The sequence below is a fragment of the Nocardia arseniciresistens genome (assembly GCF_046764875.1).
In the GTDB taxonomy this organism is placed as follows: domain Bacteria; phylum Actinomycetota; class Actinomycetes; order Mycobacteriales; family Mycobacteriaceae; genus Nocardia; species Nocardia arseniciresistens.
In genome coordinates this window covers 48182-67531 of record NZ_JBKORD010000006.1, presented here as the reverse complement: position 1 = coordinate 67531, position 19350 = coordinate 48182, and the positions used below count along the sequence as shown (strand labels likewise).

Genomic DNA, 19350 nt, shown 5'->3' with positions numbered 1-19350 from the left:
GAATGAACGCAAAGAAGTCGCTCCCGAAAGATCAGGCGCGGCTTTTCTGGGATCTGACCTACGACGGAACGCCGAGCCAGCGACCGAACTCGGCCGTTGTGCCGGTACTCCGACGCTCCGACGCGGCGATCGCGGCGAACGTCTCGCGGACGCTCGGGTGCAACTTCGCCTGCTGGGGTGCAATACGACGGGCCACATTCAACGCCTTGATCGCCTGGTCCGTACGCCCCGTCAAGACCCAAGCTCGCGCGATGTCCTGCCACAGGTGCCCGGCACGGGTCTTCGCCATCGATTCGGGTAGCACGAGGGCCGAGCCTTCGCGCGCAGCCCTGCCTGGGTCTCCAGCTTCCAGTTCGACGCCCACGGAGTGAACCTCTGTGTTGGCGGGGCCGAACAACGTCTCGTACGCCCTGCTTTCGAACCCCAGCCTTGCACCGATCAGCCGAGCCTCTGCGATGTGGTCGCGCGCGATGTCGCGGCGTCGGCCGCGGGCAGCGGCCACAGCTCCCGCCAGATGCGCAGCACCCATTACGGACAGAGAGTCCTCTGTGTCGCCGTCCGCCTCCGCCAACGCCCGGTCGACAAGCATCAACGCGAGGTCGGTGCTGTCTTGGTAAACGAGTAGGCGCGTGCGCATGACCTTGCCCACGGCGATGGCTAGTCGATCACCGGAATGTATTGCCGCCCAGTCGTAACGGTCGATCGCAGGGATCGTCAGCGACATGAACCCGAAGCGCCTGCACATGCGGTCAACGGCGTTGTACGCGTTGCATAGTAGGTCGTACACCTCGGGGCTCGGGTTGTCCCGCAGCACTCCGTAGACCTGGCGAATCAGCGTCGGCAGGCTGGCCAGCGCGCGGCGGCTCTTACCTTTGCGGTCGTCGTCGTTGATCATCTGCATTCTCAACTGCAACTCGGCGAGCGGCAGCGGCTCCTCGCCGCGCACGTACTCGCCCTCGCACAGGATCGCCCGCAGTTCGGTAATGCCCACGAGCGGGCCCTCTTCTTCCAAGGTGTCCCGGTACGGCGTGCCTGTCAACACTTCTTGGTCGATGCATAGAGCCTTCGCTGCGGCCGCAAGGAATCCCGGCGCGGCCGGGTTGCCCTGCTCGACCTGGCTAACGCGGCCGACGCTGTAGTTCATCATCTTCGCGAGCTGGAGTTGGGTTTTGCCCGCCTTGATTCTCTCAGCTTTGACGCGCTCGCCAATGCTCATCGTGATGTCCCTCAGTTTGGATCCGCCCCCTCGCATCCACCAGGGTAGCGGTCCCAATCTGTCAATACCATTGCTAGTTCATTAGCAGCGTTAGTAGTTCGCTAGTAGTTCAGTCGTATGTCCGGTGCGAATCTGGATGCGGCACCGAAGCTCGGGGTGTATGGCACCGGAGTCCTGGCCATTGCATCCAACTTTGGACAGGGTCCCAGCCATCCCCGGACCTCGGTTGCCTCCAACTACTACCCGGAACACACACGCCGAGGGGTACCACCCAATGCCCGCAATCGTCATCGTCATCGCCGCATCGATCGTCGCCTTGGCAGCGGCCGCCTACTACGTGATGCGGGATCCCGCGTACCCGTCTGATGCTGAACCGGTCGCCCACATCCTCGACAGAGTCGCAGCCGAGGGCTCGCAGCGGCGAGATTCGTGGGAGCTCGAAACTGCCCACCGCGCACCTACTGTGGCCTACACCATCGAGCAGGCACACACCGCGATGCAGGACCACATCGAATGCCCTATCGACGTCTGCGCCGCCAAGCGTTCCGCACGGGCAAGTCTGGTTGAGGCCGGGAAGCTGCACGTCGACACTCGGGTGGGCCGATGATGATGCCCGCCGACTTCGACCGCGTGATGGACCGCTGCGATGTGGTCGCCAATCGCATGGACATCGAACGCGCACATGGGATCAGGGTGATCCACGTCGATAAGAAAGAGGTCCCCTGCACGCCGCAGGATTGCCCGCGCTTGAAAGCTGCCATGGATTTCATCGCACTCGCGGAGGGCCGCGACACAGAAATGTCATGGCTGGGTCAGGAACACGAGCGAACAGGAAATCCGTGCAACCCAAGGCAATTGGTCTGCTACTGCTCGAAATCACCGGATCGGATCGGCAGCGACACGAACAGGTAATCAAACAACTGGCACAGCGTCAGGGCTATGAGCTGGCTGGACTGCTCACCATCGGTACCGACACCTACATGCCGACGACGCTGGTAGTCGGGACCGTCTGTAAGGCAGGGGCTTCCGCGATTCTGGCTCCTGACCTCGCTCATTTCGGCGGGCACGCCAAGGCGGTCGCGCTGGCCTGTGATCTGGTGACCCCGGCCGGGATCGTGAGACGGTCTGGCGTAGAACGGTGACCGCAACGGATAGGCCCCGGAACTGGCTGGGGGCACCTGGTGATCACGTTCTTTTCCGACGCGCTCCGGCACTCATTCCAGAGGCCGGAGCGTTTCCCTACGAAGATCGGAGACCCGATTGAGCGTGGCGATGAGCGCCGACCGACGCTCGGTCACCGTCCTGTCGGGCTGGTCGTGTCGGGTGGGCAGTGTCAGAACCAGGTGTCTCGCATGTCGAGCGTGGTCCGGTCCGTGAGCTCCAGTAGGTCCAATTGTGGTCCGGTTCTTGGTAGTTCGTAGCGGAAGAAGTAGCGGGCTGCCGCGCGTTTGCCTTCGTAGAAGTCGCCCTCGTTGCCGTGGGCGGCGAGTGCCTGTTCCAGCCAGATCCAGGTGAGTACGACGTGGCCGAAGGCTTCCAGGTAGATGCTGGAATTCGCCATGGCGGCGGCGATGTCGCCGGCACCGAACATCCAGCCGGTGACGGTGAGCAGGCGCTGCCATGATGCGTCGAGCTGGCCGCCGAATTCCGCCCACTCGCCGCCCACTTCGGCTGCTGCCATCACGGTCTGTTCGATGCGCGCGGCGAGTAGCCGCAGGCTCGCGCCATCGTGCTGGATTACTTTGCGGCCCAACAGGTCTAGGCCCTGAATGCCGTGGGTGCCCTCGTGGATCGGGTTGAGGCGGTTGTCGCGGTAGTGCTGTTCGACGTCGTATTCGCGGGTGTAGCCGTAACCGCCGTGCACCTGGATGGCGAGGTTGTTGGCCTCCAGACACCACTGTGACGGCCAGCTTTTGGCAACTCCGGTCAGGATTTCCAGCAGCAGGGTGTTGTCGCGCTGTGTCTCGGGATCGGTGGCGGTGCGCCGCAGGTCGACGAGCTTGTTGCAGTACAGCAGCAGCGCGAGCGCGCCTTCGACATAGGCCTTCTGTGCCAACAGCATTCGACGGACATCGGCATGTTCGATGATCGGCACCTGGGGCGCGGCCGGGTCCTTGGCGGTGACGGCGCGGCCCTGCCTGCGTTCGCGGGCGTAGTCGAGGGATTTCAGATATCCGGTATAGCCGAGCGCCGTCGCGCCGAGACCGACGCCGAGGCGGGCCTCGTTCATCATGTGGAACATGTAGGACAGGCCGCGGTGCGGTTCGCCGATGAGGTAGCCCACCGCGCCGGGCGCATCATCCGGTGTGTGTTTGCCTTCGCCGAAATTCAGCACCGTATTGGTGGTGCCGCGATAGCCCATCTTGTGGTTCAGCCCGGCGAGCGCCACGTCATTGCGCGCGCCGATTGAGCCATCATCGTTGACGAGGAACTTGGGAACGATGAACAGCGAGATGCCCTTGGTACCTGCCTGGCCGCCGGGAATTTTGGCCAGCACCAGGTGCACGATGTTGTCGGTCAGCTCGTGGTCGCCGCCGGAGATCCACATCTTCGAGCCGAAAAGCCGGTAGCTGCCATCGGATCGGGGTTCCGCGCGAGTCACGATATCGGCGAGGGAGGAACCCGCCTGCGGCTCGGACAGGCACATGGTTCCGGTGAACCTGCCTTCGACCATCGGCTTGACGAAGCGGTCGATCTGGTCCGCGGTGCCGTGTGCGGCAAGAAGGTTGGCATTGCCGACGGTAAGGAACAGGTACCCGGCGGTGCCGACATTGGCCGCCTGGAACCAGCTGAATCCGGCCGCCTCGACGGTCGCGGGCAGTTGGAGACCGCCGATTTCCCCGTCCATCGCTGCGCCGATGAGGTTCGCCTTGGAGAACGCCTCGATCGCGGCCTTTACCTCGGGGATGATGGTGACCCGCTCGCCGTCGAAGGTCGGCTCGTTCGCGTCGGCGAGTTTGTTGTGCGGTGCGAAGTGCCGGGTCGCCAGGTCCTCGCATAGGTCGAGGAAGCCGTCGAAGGTGTCCTTGGAGTGCTCGGTGAAGCGCGGCAGCGCGGTGAGCTCTTCGACCCGCAGCCATTCATAGAGCAGGAAATCCAGATCCCTGCGGGAGATCAATGTCGAGCGCACGGGCACATCCTCTCGCGGTCGCACAGATGACGTCCGGGCGGTCGCGATGTGCGCCCGGGTCGATTTGGTACGTTACTACGCATGTGTCGCGAATTTGTGTGGGGGTTGCGTTGACCGCCACAGCAGGAGCCGCCCGGCCGGTTGGTCGGCCCGCGGCCGCGACCCAGCAGCAGGTGCTCGACGTAGCGAGCGCCCAGTTCCTGGCCTCCGAGCGCGTCGATGTGCAGGCGATCGCGGCCGAGCTCGGGCTGTCGCGGGCGACCATTTACCGCTGGTTCGGATCGCGGGACGGACTGCTCGGCGCGGTGATGGTCGCCGAGTTCAACCGCATGGTCGAAGCAGCAAGGACCCGCAGTGTCGGCACCGGTGCCGGCCGGGTGTTGTGGATGCTGGACCGGGTGGCCAGATGGCTCGCACGCAACGAACCGTATCGGTACTTCATCGCCACCGAGCAGGCCACCGCGGGCCGGATCATCACCGCTAGCGACGGCCCGGTGCAGCCGAGGGTGATCGCGACGGTCGCTGATCTGATCGAGGCCGCTGTCGCGGAAGGCTATGAGAATCGGCTGGACACAGCCACTTTCGCCTATGCGCTGGTCCGCCTCATCGAGGCGTTTCTGTATCAGGATGCGGTGACGGGTATTCGGGGCGATGTCGATCGGCTGCGTGAGGTGCTGGTGGTCGTCCTTGGTCTGGATCCGGAACCGCGCTGAGGCTCGCGACCGCCCGGCCACCGATGTCCGAAGGCCGCCTCGGCCCATAGGTATTGAGGAAGACGACCGGGCCCTCACCCAGCTCGCCGCGGGCATCGAGATCGGTGAGTGCCGCCAAAGCCTTTGCCGTGTAGACGGTTTCCAACTCCATGCCAGCGGCGGCACCGAGCTTCTTTGCCACGACCGCGGCGGCCGTCTCGTGGCCGTAGCCGGGGCCGATCCAATCGCGGACGATGGTGACATCGTCGGAATGCAACCCGACCGGGGCGTATCGCGCGCCGCGTGAACGGAGTATGCCCTCCGCTCGGATCGCCAATCCGATGATGTGCTCGGCGTCGAGGGGAAGTGTGTCGTTGACGACGACGCCGAGAACCCTGGTCCGCAATCCGGCGAGTCGGAGGCCGAGGACGAGCCCTGCTGCCGTTCCACCGGATCCGACGGCCGTCACCAGATGCGTCGGCTCCGGGAGCGCGCCCGCCGTGACCTGCTCGGCGATCTCGAGCGCGCACTCGACATAGCCGAGCGCCCCGATAGGCGACGACCCACCCGCTGGCAGCAGATACGGAAGGCTGCGGCCGTGGGTGTGCCGCAGGATCAACCAGGGAGCGCTCAGAATGGTGCGCCGCTTGGTGTGCGTGAAATGCAGGGTGGCGCCCGAGTCTTTGAGGCGTTGCAGTTGTTCGCGCACGTGATCGTCCTCCGGCTGATCGACCAGTGCAAGCGCGATATCGATGCCGTAGTCGCGCCCGTACAGAGCCGCGGCAAGACCCCAGTTGGTCCCCGTGCCGCCGACGGTGAGGATGGTACGAGCACCACGCAACCGTGCATCCGGCAGCAACCATTCCAGCTTGCGAATCTTGTTTCCGCCCCAGCCGCCGGATCCATACCTGCTCTCGTCCTTGCACCACACCCGGACCTGGGTGTTCAGATCCACCTCCCTGACCGGGGTGGGTGCCTCTCCGAGCCGCAGAAACGGCAGTGTCTGCGTTAGCTCGGGAAACCGCTGATGCAGCAACGAACCCGTCATGGCGCCCATTATCGGACTCACCGCCTCGTGGTCAGGTGCCTCTCCCGAGTAGTTGGTCCAGCCTGGTGGCGCAGACCTGGAGAGGTCGCGATGCCGAGGTAACTCGACATTCGCAGCAAAGGAACCGAACGTAGCACCCGAACCGCCGACGCCCTCCGGACCCTCATCCGAACCGGCGCCTGACCTTCCGGATTCGCGAGGGTAGGTGGTGCGGGTCAGGGTTCGTCGGTGGCGAAGAGGTGGCGGTGGTGAGCTGTGGCGGCGGCTTCGGTGCGGGTGGCGACGCCGAGTTTGGTCAGGATTCGGGAGACGTGTACGCCTGCGGTGTTGCCGCTGATGAAGAGTTCCGCGGCGATCTGTCTGTTGCTGAGGCCCTTGGCGACGAGGCGTAAGACGTCGAGTTCGCGGGGTGTGAGCCCGAAGGTGCTCGGCTGGGATGCGGCGGGAGCGGACGGGCGGCTCGGGTCGTCCACGGCGAGGCCGGCTCGCGCGGCCAACTCTCGGGCGGTGCCGGCCAGGGCTGGTGCTTCGAGTTGCACCGCGAGGTTCGTGGCTTCGCGCAACGCGGTGTCGGCGGTGGCGCGGTGTCCCGCTGCCAGGTCCGCTGCGGCGGAATCGAGCAGGCTGCGTGCGAGCTCGTAGGGCTGCCGCAGGGTTCGCCAGGCCGAGACCGCCTCGTCCCAGGCGCGTGGGTTGTTATCGGCGGTTGCGCTGACAACGGCGCGATAGGCGGAGTCGACCGCCGTCGTCATCGGGAGCGCGGCGGTCTGGGTCTCGAAATCTATTGCGATGTCGTCGATTCGGGTGGCGAGGGCGAGCAGTGCCCACACTTCGTGGTGGTGTGTCGCGATGTCGTCGGCTCGCAGTGCGGCAGCGACGATATCGGCCGCGCGGGCCGGTTGTCCGGTGCTGATCGCGATGTCGGCCCGCGTGATGTGCAGTTGGAGCTGGTATCGGCGTGCCCACGGTCGGTCACCCAGCAATCCGGCGGCGGTGTCTGTGCTACTCGCCGCCGCGGCCGAATCACCCCGTGCCAGTACGATTCTGGCGTGGCACAGCAGTAGTGCGGCCCTGCTCAGCGGTGGCAGTTGCCCGGTGAACGATTCGTCGATGAGGTCGAGGGCCTCGGTCCACCGGCCGAGCGCTGTGAGCGCCTGAGCCCACTTGACGAGCAGGATAGGCCCGGCTTCTACGAAGCGGAATGTTTCGTGCGCGGCCCGAAGGCCCTGCTGGATCGTGTCGATCGCCGCGATGTAGTCGCCCGCCGCGACGAGCGCCGCCGACTCCCATAGCACCACCGTGAGCAGCGTCTGCGCATCGGCCGCTGCCGTGGCGGCGGCATGGGCCCGCTCGAAATATGCGACGGCCGTGTCGGATCGAGCGACCGTGGCCAGTGCGAGGTAGGCGTAGCAGCGAGCCGCCAGCGACATGGCGCCGAGCTGTTCGGCCACCTCGACGGCCGCCCGAGCGTCACGCTCGGCGCCGTCGGAGTCGCCGCCGAATACGCGCGTGGCCGCGAGCTCCGCGAGCACCTCGCCACGCAAGGCGGTCGGTGGGTGCGCGGGTAACAGGGCAAGAGCCCTTGTCAGATCGTGCTCGCAACCCGTTCCGCTCTGATTCTTTACACCCGCCCGGTGGTAGTAGAGCCGTGCGGCGCGCAGTGGCGCGCTGTTGGTGTCGACCATGCCGAGCGCTTCGTCGGCGGCCTCGATGCCGCGTTCGACGATGCCGCCCAGATAACAGGCCTCGACTGCCTGTTCCAGCACGGTGAGCCGGTCGGCGTCGACAAGACCCGCCGCGTCCGGCACCCGATCCCAGAGTTCGAGGACCCGATCGAGGTGACGCAGCCGTTCGCTGTGCGCGTTCGTGGCCGCCGCGTTCGTGGCTGCGCCCCACGACGCTTCGATCGCGGTGGACAGGTCGTCTGCCAGGTAGGCGTGGTAGGCCAGTTCCCCGATTCGCCGGTCGTCGGTCGGCCCATCGCAGCGCGCGCGCAGCGCCTGGGATAGGCGCGCGTGCAGGCGCTTTCGCTCGATCGGCAGCAAATGGTCGTAGACGGCGTCCCGAATCAGGATGTGCCGGAACTCGTATCCGGTATCGGTGGCCGACAACAACTGCCGGTCGGTCAACTCGCGTACCGCGCGATCGAGGGCAGCCTCGTCGAGCTCGGTCGCGGATTCGAGTAAGGCGTGTTCGATGGGCGATCCGGCGACGGCGGCCAGCCGCAGTAGCGCCTCGGCATCCGGTGGCAGACCGGTCTGAAAGTCGAGCAGCAGGTCGGATAGATCGGCCGGGATGTCGTCGGTCGAGCGACTGAGTGCTTCGACGAACAGTGGAATCCCCTTGCTGCGCTCGAAGGCTCGCGCCACCGCACCCGGCTCGGGCTCGTGGCCGAGCAGCGCGGCGAGCTGCCTGCCCACCTCGTGTCGGGTCAGCGGCGCCGGATCGAGCAGGCGGACACCGGGATTGCGGCGCAGCCCGACGGCGAGCCTGCGCAGCGGTTCGGAGTCGGCGGGTCGATAGGTGCCGACCAGCAGTAGGTCGCGCTGCGCGAAATTGGCCAGCAGGAAGGACAGCAGCTCCCGAGTCGAATCGTCGGCCCAGTGCAGATCTTCCAGCACCACGACCACCGGCCTGGTCAGCGCCAGCTGCTCCAGCACGGTGAGTATCTCGCCGAACAACCGGATCCGATCGGAGTCGGTGTCGGCGAGTCCGGCCTTGGCGGCCAGTTCCGGCAGCCAGCGCGACAATGCGGGGCGAGCCACCGGCAGCAGCTCGGCCAGCCGTGCCGCACCGAGCTCACGCGCCAGGCTGCGCAGGACGGAGAGGAACGGGGCGTAGGGCAAACCGCCGAACTCGCAGCATCGGCCGACCAGCACGACCGCGTCCGCACCGAGCCGGCTGGTGAACTCGTTGACCAAGCGTGATTTGCCCAGACCCGCCTCACCGGCGATCAGCACTGTGTGGGTGGACGCGTCCGAATACGCGCTCCGCAACGCAGCTACTTCGGCGGCCCGCCCGATAAAGACGCCGCTGACGGGAACGCTCAGCACCCCGCGATCATGCACGGATCCCGAGGTCGGTGCCAACTTCGTATCCCAGGGGGTAAAGAGGTTCTCGCCATCGGCGTAAAGAGCCGACAGCGCGAAGATAACGAACGCTCGTGATTCGTGATCACCCTCGTTACCAGCAAAGTTGATGGCATGACAAACAACGACATCCGCTCCTTCCGCATCGAGATCCCGCAGGCCGACATCGACGACTTGCACGACCGGCTGGCTCGCACCCGCTGGACTGACGAACTGTCCGGCACCGGCTGGGAGCGCGGCGTGCCCACCTCCTACCTGAAGGAGCTGGCGGGCTACTGGGTGGAGAAGTTCGATTGGCGGGCGCAGGAGGCAGCGCTCAATGCCTACCCGCAGTTCATCACCACCATCGACGGGCAGAACGTGCACTTTCTGCACATCCGCTCAGCGGCGGAGAACGCCACGCCGCTGCTGCTGATCCACGGTTGGCCGAGCTCGGTGGCCGACTTCCTGGATCTGATCGGCCCGCTGACCGATCCGAAGGCGCACGGTGGCGATGACGCGCCCAGCTTCCACCTGGTCATCCCGTCGCTGCCGGGGCACGGCTTCTCCGGGCCGATCACCGAGGCCGGTTGGAACGACGGACGGATCGCGGCCGCGCTGGCCGAACTGATGGCCCGGCTGGGCTACGACCGCTATGGCGTACAGGGTGGCGACCACGGCGCTTTCATCGGCCCGCGGCTGGGCCGCGTCGACTCCGAGCATGTGCTCGGCGTGCACGCCAACGCGCTGGTCACCTTCCCGACCGGTGATCCGGCCGATATGGCAGCGCTCACCGCCGCGGAGAAGCAGCGGCTCGGGGCGATGCAGAAGTTCCAGGACGACGGCTCGGCGTACATGAAGCTGAAGGGCTCGCGCCCGAATACCATCGCGCAGCTGCTTGCCGATTCTCCGACAGGTCAGCTGGGCTGGATCATCGAGAAGTTCAAGGAGTGGATCGACCAGTCGCACGAGCTGCCCGAGCAGGCCATCGATCGCGACCGGCTGCTCACCGAGGTGAGCATCTACTGGTTCACCGACACCGCTCGCAGCGTCGCGAACCTCTACTACGAGCGTTTCCACGACGCCGCGATGTTCGCACCCAAGCCGAAGGGCACCGTGCCGACGGGAGTCGCGGTCTTCAAGGACGGCGACTACGCCATCCGCCGCTTCGCCGAGAAGGCACACAACATCACCCACTGGTCGGAGTTCTACGCCGGCGGCCACTTCCCTGCACTCGAAGTCCCAGACCTGCTTATCGGTGATATTCGCGAGTTCTTCGCGAGCGTGGCGCGCTGACGCTCAGTACGAAGAGGCCCGCAGCGTTCATGCTGCGGGCCTCGAACACTTACCGCTACAACGCTTTCGCTCGCCCGATGGGTCGGCAACACATGTAACGATGTCGTGAACTAACGGCGCATTATCCCGGCGCTTGAACGGCACGTTGAATAACGTTACATTTGTTCGCGGCATGATTTAAATCACAGGAGGCCCGGTCTTGATCGCAATACGGCGACCTGTGGAGCTATCCGCACTGTCGGAGGCACTACACGCGGAGGATGTCGGATACCGCAAATCGCTACACACGCGCCAGTTGCAGATGATCGCGATCGGCGGAGTCATCGGAACCGGACTATTCCTCGGCGCGGGCGGGCGCCTTGCTGCCGCCGGTCCAGGATTGTTCCTGGTCTACGCCGTGTGTGGCGTGTTCGTGTTCTTCATCCTGCGCGCCCTCGGCGAGTTGGTGCTGCATCGCCCGTCCTCCGGCTCGTTCGTCTCCCACGCCCGCGAGTTCTACGGGGAGAAGCTCGCTTTCGCCGTCGGGTGGACGTACTTCTTCCACTGGTGCATGACCGGCATCGTCGATGTCACCGCCATCGCGACCTATGTCCGCTACTGGGGCGCGTTCTCTGCCGTCCCGCAGTGGTTGATCGCGCTGATCGCCTTGATCGTGGTCGTGAGTACCAACCTGATCTCGGTGCGCTGGTTTGCGGAACTGGAATTCTGGGTGGCGCTGATCAAGGTCGTGGCGCTGGTCGGCTTCCTGGTTGTCGGCTCGGCACTGCTGGCTTCCCGCTTCACTATTCGGGGTGAAACCACCGGAGTCGGCGTGATCGCAGATAACGGCGGATTCTTCCCGACCGGCATCCTGCCGCTGGTGACGGTCACTACCGGTGTCGTATTCGCCTATGCCGCAGTCGAACTGGTGGGGATCGCGGCCGGTGAGGCGCGGGACCCGGCGGAGATCATGCCGCGGGCGATCAACTCCGTCATCGCCCGCATCGGAGTGTTCTACGTGGGCTCGCTGATTCTGCTCGGACTGCTGTTGCCCTACACGGCTTTCCGGCACGGAGAGAGTCCATTCGTCACATTCTTCTCGAGAATAGGCGTGCCCGCCGCCGGATCGATCATGAATTTGGTGGTACTCACCGCGGCCTTCTCCAGCCTCAACGCCGGGCTGTACTCGACCGGCCGGATCATGCGATCGATGTCGATGAACGGCAGTGCGCCTACCGCGGCGTCGCGAATGTCGCGCACCGGGGTGCCCTACATCGGCATTCTCGCCACCGGCGCGATCGCCTTGGTCGGCGTCGGCCTCGCCGCGGTGGTGCCGGACCAGGCATTCGAGATCGTGCTCAACGTCTCGGCATTGGGCACCATCGTGTCATGGACCACGATTCTGCTCTGCCAGCTGAAGCTTTGGCGGCAGTGGCACAGCGGGCTGGTGCGGCGTCCGGACTTCCGGTTGCCCGGCGCACCTTATACGAATGTGGCCACGCTGCTGTTCCTTGCGACAGTGGTAGTCCTGATGGCATGCAGTGACGATCCGGTACAGCGCATCGCGGTGATCGTGACGACGGTGGTCCTGGCACCGGCTCTGGTCGGCGGCTGGTTTCTGGCCCGCCGAAAAGTATTGCGAATATCGAAGATTCGCCACGGTCACACCGGGCAGTTCCCGGTCGTTGCCGAGCGACCGGGAAGCCCCGCCGATACCCTTGTCACCATCGAGGAGCCAGGAAAACGCCCCCCGCGCAGCGGCAACCGATAACCCCATCAGACTCGCGGCAGAACTGTATCGAGAGGCCACCGGACCGACCGGTGGCCTCTCGATTGTGCGGGATTACTGCCGTCAGTCCAGCTCCGCCAACTCGGCGAGAATGATTGCGGCCATGGCGGCGGGGTCGCCGTCGCCGGGGTGCAAGACCAGTTCTGGGTCGGAGGGGATTTCGTAGGGGGCGTCGATTCCGGTGAAGCCGCGGATCTCGCCTGCTCTGGCTTTCGCGTACATGCCCTTGGGGTCGCGTGATTCGCAGATTTCGAGGGGGGTGTCCACGAAGACCTCGACGAAGGCGATGCCTGCCGCGGCATGGGCGGCCCTGGCCTGCTCTCGGTCCGCTTGATAGGGGCTGATCAGGGAAACAACCGCTACCACACCGGCTTCGGCGAACAGGCGGGCGACTTCGCCGACGCGGCGGACGTTTTCGACGCGATCCGCTGCCGCGAAACCGAGGTCGGAGTTGAGACCGTGGCGCAAGTTGTCGCCGTCCAACAGGAAGGCGGGGCGGCCCGAAGCGACCAGGCGTCGTTCGAGTTCGACAGCGACAGTGGACTTTCCGGAGCCGGAAAGCCCGGTCAACCAGACCGTCATACCGCGAGTGGCGCGCTCGTCGCGACCGACGGCGGTGGAGTGCCACACCACGCGTGAGGACGGCAGGCTGGGACCGGTAATCATGCCCGCCGCGACGGTGTTGTTGGTGGTTTCGTCGACGAGGATGAAACTGCCGGTATTGCGGTTGCGGCGGTACGGATCGAACAGCAGCGGCTGCCTGGTGCGCAGCTGGATGCGGCCGATCTCGTTGATCGACAAGGACTCCGCCGTGTCGTCGCGGTGCAGCGTGTTCACATCGAGGCGATAGTCGAGGGTGTGGACCTCGGCGGTGACGGCCCGGGTGGTGTGCCTGATGGTGTAGGTGGCCCCCGGGGTCAGCTCGGACTCCTCGGTGAACCAGCACACCATGGCGTCGAGGTCTCGACCGACGTGCGGGCGGTTGGCCGGTCGGCAGATGAGATCGCCACGGGCAATGTCGATTTCATCGGTGAGCTGAATGGTCACCGCCTGCGGCGGGAATGCCTCGGCGACCGGGGTGCCGCCCGGTCCCCAAATTGCCGCGACGGTGCTGGTGAATCCTGAAGGCAGAACGGCCACCTCGTCACCGGGCTTGAAGACGCCGCCCGCCACGGTGCCCGCATAGCCGCGGAAATCCTCTGCGTGCCTGCGGGTTACGTATTGCACCGGGAAGCGCGCGTCGATGAGGTTGCGGTCGGAGGCTATGTGCACCTCCTCGAGGTGGTGCAGTAGGGGAGAGCCTTCGTACCACGGCATTCCGGTGCCGCGGTGCACGATATTGTCGCCGGTGAGCGCCGACATCGGAATGAAAGTGAGGTCGGCGACGTCGAGTTTGGTGGCGAATTGCGCGAATTCGTCACGGATCTCTTCGTAGCGTTCCTGCGACCAGTCGACCAGATCCATCTTGTTGACGCACAGCACCAGGTGTGGGATGCCGAGCAGGCTGGCGAGGAAAGCGTGCCGACGCGTCTGCTCGACGATGCCCTTGCGTGCATCCACCAGGATCAGCGCGAGATCCGCGGTCGAGGCGCCGGTGACCATATTGCGGGTGTACTGGATGTGGCCGGGTGTATCGGCGATGATGAATTTCCGCCGGGGCGTCGCGAAATACCGGTGCGCCACGTCGATGGTGATGCCCTGTTCGCGTTCGGCGCGCAGGCCGTCGGTGAGCAGCGCCAGATCAGGGTAGTCGTCGCCGCGCTCGCGGCTTGTGCGTTCCAGGGCGGCGAGTTGGTCGGTGAAGATCGTCTTGGAGTCGAAAAGCAGCCGCCCGATCAGGGTGGATTTGCCATCGTCGACGCTGCCCGCGGTGGCCAGGCGCAACAGTGTTGTTGTCGTCATCAGAAGTAACCTTCTTTTTTGCGGTCTTCCATGCCTGCCTCGGAAATGCGGTCGTCGGCGCGGGTCGCGCCGCGCTCGGTGACGCGGGTCGCGGCGACCTCGGCGACCACCTCGTCGGGAGTGCCCGCCGTGGATTCCACGCATCCGGTGCAGGTCGCGTCGCCGACCGTCCGGAATCGGACCATGGTGTCGACCGGCTGCTCGCCGTCGAGCAGTTGCAGGAAGCGGGTCTGCGCGAGCAGCATCCCATCACGCTGTACCACCGGACGCCGGTGCGCGTAGTACAGCGGCGGAAGTTCTATACCCTCGGCGGCGATGTAGTGCCAGATGTCGAGCTCGGTCCAGTTCGACAACGGGAACACTCGGATGTGTTCGCCGGGGCGGTGTCGCCCGTTGTAGAGGTTCCAGAGCTCGGGCCGCTGGTTGCGCGGATCCCACTGGCCGTATTCATCGCGGAAGCTGAACACGCGCTCTTTGGCGCGCGCCTTTTCCTCGTCCCGCCGCGCGCCGCCGAACACCGCGTCGAACCGGTGCTCCCGGATGGAACGCAGCAGCGTGCTGGTCTGTAGCCGGTTGCGGGACGCGCGCGGTCCGGTCTCCTCGACCGAGCGGCCGGCGTCGATATCGTCCTGTACGCGACCGACGACCAGCCGCAGGCCGAATTGGGCAACCGTGCGGTCCCGGAACTCGATTACTTCGTCGAAGTTGTGCCCGGTGTCGATGTGCATGACGGGGAACGGCAGCGGTGACGGCCAGAAGGCCTTCGCCGCGAGATGCAGCATCACCACCGAGTCCTTGCCGCCGGAGAACAACAGCACCGGGCGCTCGAATGTCGCTGCGACTTCACGAAATATGTGTGCCGACTCGGCCTCGAGCGCATCCAGATGCGGCAGCTCGTAGGCGTGCCTCCGCACTGGCTCCGGCCGTGCGCGGGTTTCGGACGGACTACGTCCGGCAGCACCTACTTCGGTGCTCGCCGTCGACTTTGCGTGCTGGCTCACGTCCCAAAACTAGAACACGTTTCGTTCTTTGGTCAATGGGGTGGCCGTGGTTTGCGCCCGCCGGAGGCGGCGGTCACCGCATCGGCGGCGGTCACCAGAGCGGCTCCGCGGCGAGTGATTTCGGCACCCGTGATGGCGGTGCCCACGTACATGGTGAGCACCATGTTCTGCCTGCCGTCGCCGCCGTAGGTCGGTGCGGCGAGCAGGCTTACGGGGTGTTCCTTGCGCGGCCGCAGATCAGTGCCGAGGTGTACTCGTTCGCCGAGGCTGGTCACCAGCTCGCCGACGAGCTCGCGCACCTCTTCGGGCAGGTCACGGGCGGCGACCCCGGCAAGCAGGGAGTACAAGCGGCGACCTGCGCCGGTCAGGCTCTCCACCAGGTACCCCCGCTGCCTGCACTCCGCGACGACCTGGCGCAACCGGGCCACGTCCTGTTGCAGGGGCACCGTCGACGGCTTGTTCAGCCAGGCGTCGAAGGCGGCGTCGGTGTCCCACAGCACGTACATCAGCCCGACCGGCGGCGCGAACAGATACGACGCGCCGACCTTGACCGTGCCGGGCCCGGTGCTCTCCAGCACGGTGATCTGCTCGCCTACCACCGCCGACGCGGTGCAGGTCGTGCGGTATTCCGCGGCGAGTTTCTCTAGCTCGACGCGTGCGATGGCGGAGATGGCGAAGCTGTCCTGCGCGACCCGGCCCGCGGCGATCAGTGCGGGTCCGAGGCCATAGGTGAGTGTGTGCACATCGCGTACCAGGTAGCCGCCCGCGCTCAGCTCGGTGAGAATGCCGAGGCAGGTGGGTTTGGCCAGGTCGAGTTCGCGGGCGAGCTCGGAAAGGCCGAAGCGTTTACCGCGTTGCTCGACGAAGAAGTCCAGCACTTGGACCACCCGTTGGGTGGGGGCGGATCTACGGGCAACCATTGACCACTCCTAGAACACGTTCTAATCTTTCTCATATCGAAATGTACCAGACCGGTACATATTTGGAACAGGGCCTCGGCGACCGCTCGCAGGCCGCTCGAACAACACGATCTCGGAGAAGCCTCTTGCTGACACAGCCGTTCGCGGACGCCATCGCCGCCGCCGAGCAGATCATCACCGGCGCACCACATATCCGGACCGAACAGGATCTCGTCGAGGGGTACGACTACCTCGCAGGCAGCATTCGCGCCGCCATCCAAATGGCGTGGGCCTATGAGCGTGACTTCCCGTTCTTCGTCCAATCCACCGGGCCGTACACGAAGATGGGCCTGGACAACCCGGACACCCTCTACTTCCACTCCTACCTTCGCCCCGACGCCGAATACCTGGTGACCGGCACGCGTGGCAGCACTCGCGACCTGAGCTTCCAGGTGCTCAACGGCGACTACTCCCCGGTGGACGTGCCCGACAGTCTCACCGCGTTCGACGACCGCTCGATCGATGTCGCCGCGGACGGCACCTACGAGCTCCGCTTCGGACCCGGCGAAGCGCGCCCCGGATATGTGCACCTCGCCGCGGACTCCGCAATGCTCGTCATTCGTGAGGTCTACAGCGACTGGGCGACCGAGAAGCCGGGCACTGTCCGCATCCAGCGGGTGGACCGCATCGGTGACGCGCCGCCGCCGCTGACCAAGGACCTGATGACCAAGCGCTTCGGTGTCGCGGGGAAGATGCTGCTTTCGCGGCTGAACACCTTCCTGGCCTTCCCGAAGTGGTTCTACCTCAACCTGCCCGTCAACACGATGACCGAGCCGAGGTCGACTCCCGGCGGACTCACGACGCAGTTTTCCTCGGCGGGCCACTACGAGTTGGACGACGATCAGGTCATGATCATCACGGTGCCGAAATCCGACGCGCCGTATCAAGGCTTCCAGCTCGGCAGCATGTGGTACCTGTCGCTGGACTACATCAACCACCAAACCAGCCTCACCGCCGACCAGGCACAGGTGGATCCCGACGGCATGATCCGGCTCGTGGTCAGCGAACAGGATCCCGGATTGGCCAACTGGATCGAGCGGACCGGGCACGAGCGTGGGTATCTACAGTTCCGCTGGCAGCGGTTGGCGCGGGAGATGAAGCCGGAAGACGGGCCGACGGTGGAGGTGGTGTCGCTGGCGGAACTGCCGCAGCGGCTGCCGTTCTACGAACAGGCGCGGGTAACTCCGCAACAGTGGCGGGCGCGAATCGCGGCGCGACAGGTCGCCGTGGCGGAAAGGAAGTTGGGCTGATGTTGTTGCAGGACAAGGTCGTTGTGGTCTCGGGTGTCGGACCCGGCCTTGGTAGATCGATCGCGATACAGAGTGCGCGCGCCGGTGCGGATGTCGTACTCGCCTCGCGCACCGAATCACGGCTGACCGAGGTGGCCAAGGAGATCACCGAGCTCGGCAGGCGGGCGGTGGTGGTGCCGACCGATATCAATGACGAAGCGGCCGTCGCTGATCTGGTCGAGACGGCGCACAGCGCGTTCGGCCGGGTGGACACCCTGGTGAACAATGCCTTCGCGATTCCGCCGATCACGGATCTGGCCACCGTCGACCTTGACGATGTGCGCGCCGGATTCGAGACGAATGTGCTTGCCGCACTACGGCTGACGCGGCTGTTCGTGCCCGCGCTAGCCGAATCGAAGGGCTCGGTGGTGATGATCAATTCGGCGGTGCTTCGGCATTCGCGGCGCACTTTCGGTCCCTACAAGATGGCCAAAGCGAGCCTGCTCGCGCTGGCACAGAGCCTGGCCACCGAACTCGGACCGCAGGGGATTCGGGTGAATTCCGTTGCACCCGGGTATATCTGGGCAGACAACCTGAAATGGTATTTCAACTACCTCGCCGAGCAGCGGGGGATCACCGCCGAAGAGGTCTACGCCGAGACGGCGAAGACCATCGATCTGCGCAAGCTGCCCGAACCCGATGAGATCGCCGATGCCGTGGTGTTCTTCGCCTCGCAGTTGGCGCGAGCGATCACCGGTGCCTGCCTGGACGTCAACGGCGGCGAGTACCACCACTGACCGGGTGCGGTTGTTCCGCATCCATTCTGAGGAGATGACAGTGATCGGCAGAGACGACGTCGGCACCATCGACGATCTGCATGCCTCGGCGACCAAGGTCGTCGGGCTGGAGGACTTCGGGGACGACAGCTACCGCGAAGGCCTGGGCGTGCTGCTCGAGTCCTACGCCAAGGACGCGGAGCTGACCCCCTTCGGCAACAAGGTGAACCGCGCGTTCCTGCGCGGCGCGCTGATCGCGCGACTGCTCAGCGAGTCCGCGTGGCAGCGATTTCCCGAGCACGCCGAGGTGGCCATCGAGCGGCCCGTCTTCGTGACCGGGCTGCCACGCTCCGGCACAACGGCGGTGCACCGGCTGCTCAACGCGGACCCGGCGCATCAGGGGCTGGAGATGTGGCTGACCGAGATGCCGCAGCCGCGGCCGCCGCGCGAGACGTGGGCGCAGAATCCGGTCTACCAGCGTATCGAGGCCGCGTTCGAGAAGCATCACGTGGAGCATCCGGAATTCATGGGTGTGCACCATATTTCCGCCGACCAGGTGGAGGAATGCTGGCAGCTGCTCCGGCAGTCGGCGATGTCGGTGTCCTACGAGTGCCTCGGGTATCTGCCCGGGTACTCCGAATGGCTGCGTCAGCAGGATTGGACCGACGCGTACCGCAGGCATCGGCGCAACCTGCAACTGATCGGCCTGCCCGATGCGGGCCGCAGGTGGGTGCTGAAGAATCCGAGTCATCTGTTCGCACTGGATGCGATCTTCGCGACGTACCCGGATGCGCTCGTCATCCAGATGCATCGGGATCCGCGGACCATCATCGGTTCGGTGTGCAGCCTCAATGAGCAGGCGTCGGCCGGGTGGTCGGAAAAGTTCCGCGGGCCGGTTGTCGGTGCGGCGCAGCTGGATCTGTGGGCCAGGGGAGCCGACCGGTTCCTCGCCGACCGCAAACACCACAATGCCGCGCAGTTCTGCGATGTCTATTACGACGATTTCGTCGCCGACCCGATCGGCACCGTCGGGTCGATCTATCAGCACTTCGATCTGACGCTGAGTACGGCGGCCGAATCGTCGATGGCGGCACTGCATTCGGAAAGTACCTCCGGGGCGGCACGTCCGGCACACCGCTACACGCTGGAGGATTTCGGACTGACCGCTGACCAGGTCGACGCTCGGTTCGCGGACTATCGCAGCGAGCATTTTCCCGGTAAGTGAGCGACTTGGTGGGTCGGGTGCTGTTGCGGCCCACCAAGTT

The 19350-nt window shown here is 65.3% G+C and carries 15 protein-coding genes; 8 read left to right on the top strand and 7 right to left on the bottom strand.

The window, feature by feature from the left end:
* Positions 1 to 58: 58 nt before the first annotated feature.
* Positions 59 to 1216 carry a helix-turn-helix domain-containing protein gene (locus ACLMAJ_RS12285; protein ID WP_412013750.1) on the bottom strand — a complete coding sequence of 386 codons (1158 nt, stop codon included), beginning with the start codon at positions 1214 to 1216 and terminating at the stop codon, positions 59 to 61.
* A 274-nt stretch (positions 1217 to 1490) separates the two neighbouring features.
* Here ACLMAJ_RS12285 and ACLMAJ_RS12280 point away from each other — a divergent pair, with 274 nt between their 5' ends.
* Both ACLMAJ_RS12280 and ACLMAJ_RS12275 read left to right on the top strand, forming a co-directional pair.
* Positions 1491 to 1823 (top strand): hypothetical protein, encoded by a 333-nt coding sequence (locus ACLMAJ_RS12280; RefSeq protein ID WP_412013749.1) that lies wholly within the window; start codon positions 1491 to 1493, stop codon positions 1821 to 1823.
* Between the two features lie 232 nt (positions 1824 to 2055).
* Positions 2056 to 2358 (top strand): hypothetical protein, encoded by a 303-nt coding sequence (locus ACLMAJ_RS12275; RefSeq protein WP_412013748.1) that lies wholly within the window; start codon positions 2056 to 2058, stop codon positions 2356 to 2358.
* Positions 2359 to 2549: 191 nt separating this feature from the next.
* Here the strand turns inward: ACLMAJ_RS12275 and ACLMAJ_RS12270 are convergent, their stop codons facing one another.
* A complete protein-coding gene (locus tag ACLMAJ_RS12270) occupies positions 2550 to 4346 on the bottom strand; it encodes an acyl-CoA dehydrogenase (RefSeq protein ID WP_412013747.1) in 1797 nt (598 codons plus the stop codon).
* 110 nt (positions 4347 to 4456) lie between these two features.
* Between ACLMAJ_RS12270 and ACLMAJ_RS12265 the strand changes: the two genes are divergently transcribed.
* Complete coding sequence (locus ACLMAJ_RS12265; RefSeq protein WP_412013746.1) at positions 4457 to 5059, top strand: TetR/AcrR family transcriptional regulator; 603 nt, start codon at positions 4457 to 4459, stop codon at positions 5057 to 5059.
* Here ACLMAJ_RS12265 and ACLMAJ_RS12260 read toward each other — a convergent pair.
* On the bottom strand, positions 4950 to 6086 hold the full coding sequence (locus ACLMAJ_RS12260; RefSeq protein WP_412013745.1) for a 1-aminocyclopropane-1-carboxylate deaminase/D-cysteine desulfhydrase: 1137 nt from the start codon (positions 6084 to 6086) through the stop codon (positions 4950 to 4952). The two genes, ACLMAJ_RS12265 and ACLMAJ_RS12260, sit on opposite strands and share 110 nt — an antisense overlap.
* 215 nt (positions 6087 to 6301) lie before the next feature.
* Entirely contained in the window at positions 6302 to 9139 is a 2838-nt protein-coding gene (locus ACLMAJ_RS12255; RefSeq protein ID WP_412013744.1) for an ATP-binding protein, read from the bottom strand.
* Positions 9140 to 9289: 150 nt separating this feature from the next.
* Here ACLMAJ_RS12255 and ACLMAJ_RS12250 point away from each other — a divergent pair, with 150 nt between their 5' ends.
* On the top strand, positions 9290 to 10450 hold the full coding sequence (locus ACLMAJ_RS12250; RefSeq protein WP_412013743.1) for an epoxide hydrolase family protein: 1161 nt from the start codon (positions 9290 to 9292) through the stop codon (positions 10448 to 10450).
* A gap of 199 nt (positions 10451 to 10649) precedes the next feature.
* Positions 10650 to 12200: an amino acid permease gene (locus ACLMAJ_RS12245; RefSeq protein WP_412013742.1), complete on the top strand. Its 1551-nt coding sequence runs from the start codon at positions 10650 to 10652 to the stop codon at positions 12198 to 12200.
* Positions 12201 to 12281: 81 nt separating this feature from the next.
* On the opposite strand, the gene cysC is transcribed toward ACLMAJ_RS12245, so the two are convergent.
* From cysC to ACLMAJ_RS12230, 3 genes are all read right to left on the bottom strand, one after another.
* Positions 12282 to 14120 (bottom strand): adenylyl-sulfate kinase, encoded by a 1839-nt coding sequence (gene cysC, locus ACLMAJ_RS12240; protein WP_412013741.1) that lies wholly within the window; start codon positions 14118 to 14120, stop codon positions 12282 to 12284.
* A complete protein-coding gene (cysD, locus tag ACLMAJ_RS12235) occupies positions 14120 to 15034 on the bottom strand; it encodes a sulfate adenylyltransferase subunit CysD (protein WP_412014064.1) in 915 nt (304 codons plus the stop codon). The genes cysC and cysD overlap by 1 nt, the downstream gene beginning before the upstream one ends.
* A 119-nt stretch (positions 15035 to 15153) precedes the next feature.
* Positions 15154 to 16041 (bottom strand): helix-turn-helix domain-containing protein, encoded by an 888-nt coding sequence (locus tag ACLMAJ_RS12230; RefSeq protein ID WP_412013740.1) that lies wholly within the window; start codon positions 16039 to 16041, stop codon positions 15154 to 15156.
* A 125-nt stretch (positions 16042 to 16166) separates the two neighbouring features.
* Here ACLMAJ_RS12230 and ACLMAJ_RS12225 point away from each other — a divergent pair, with 125 nt between their 5' ends.
* From ACLMAJ_RS12225 to ACLMAJ_RS12215, 3 genes are read left to right on the top strand one after another with little or no spacing between them, the layout of a single operon-like run.
* The gene (locus ACLMAJ_RS12225; RefSeq protein WP_412013739.1) at positions 16167 to 17330 is read left to right on the top strand and encodes a hypothetical protein; all 1164 of its coding nucleotides are present in this window, start codon (positions 16167 to 16169) and stop codon (positions 17328 to 17330) included.
* On the top strand, positions 17330 to 18106 hold the full coding sequence (locus ACLMAJ_RS12220; protein ID WP_412013738.1) for an SDR family oxidoreductase: 777 nt from the start codon (positions 17330 to 17332) through the stop codon (positions 18104 to 18106). The genes ACLMAJ_RS12225 and ACLMAJ_RS12220 overlap by 1 nt, the downstream gene beginning before the upstream one ends.
* Positions 18107 to 18146: 40 nt before the next feature.
* Positions 18147 to 19310, top strand: coding sequence for a sulfotransferase family protein (locus ACLMAJ_RS12215; RefSeq protein ID WP_412013736.1), 1164 nt, complete (start codon positions 18147 to 18149; stop codon positions 19308 to 19310).
* Positions 19311 to 19350 lie beyond the last annotated feature (40 nt).

Bases quoted from the DNA above. Each gene is read 5' to 3' on its own strand.
- ACLMAJ_RS12250 (WP_412013743.1), top strand. From the start codon at position 9,290: ATGACAAACAACGACATCCGCTCCTTCCGCATCGAGATCCCGCAGGCC.
- ACLMAJ_RS12285 (WP_412013750.1), bottom strand. From the start codon at position 1,216: ATGAGCATTGGCGAGCGCGTCAAAGCTGAGAGAATCAAGGCGGGCAAA.
- ACLMAJ_RS12220 (WP_412013738.1), top strand. From the start codon at position 17,330: ATGTTGTTGCAGGACAAGGTCGTTGTGGTCTCGGGTGTCGGACCCGGC.
- ACLMAJ_RS12280 (WP_412013749.1), top strand. From the start codon at position 1,491: ATGCCCGCAATCGTCATCGTCATCGCCGCATCGATCGTCGCCTTGGCA.
- ACLMAJ_RS12260 (WP_412013745.1), bottom strand. From the start codon at position 6,086: ATGACGGGTTCGTTGCTGCATCAGCGGTTTCCCGAGCTAACGCAGACA.
- ACLMAJ_RS12230 (WP_412013740.1), bottom strand. From the start codon at position 16,041: ATGGTTGCCCGTAGATCCGCCCCCACCCAACGGGTGGTCCAAGTGCTG.
- cysC (WP_412013741.1), bottom strand. From the start codon at position 14,120: ATGACGACAACAACACTGTTGCGCCTGGCCACCGCGGGCAGCGTCGAC.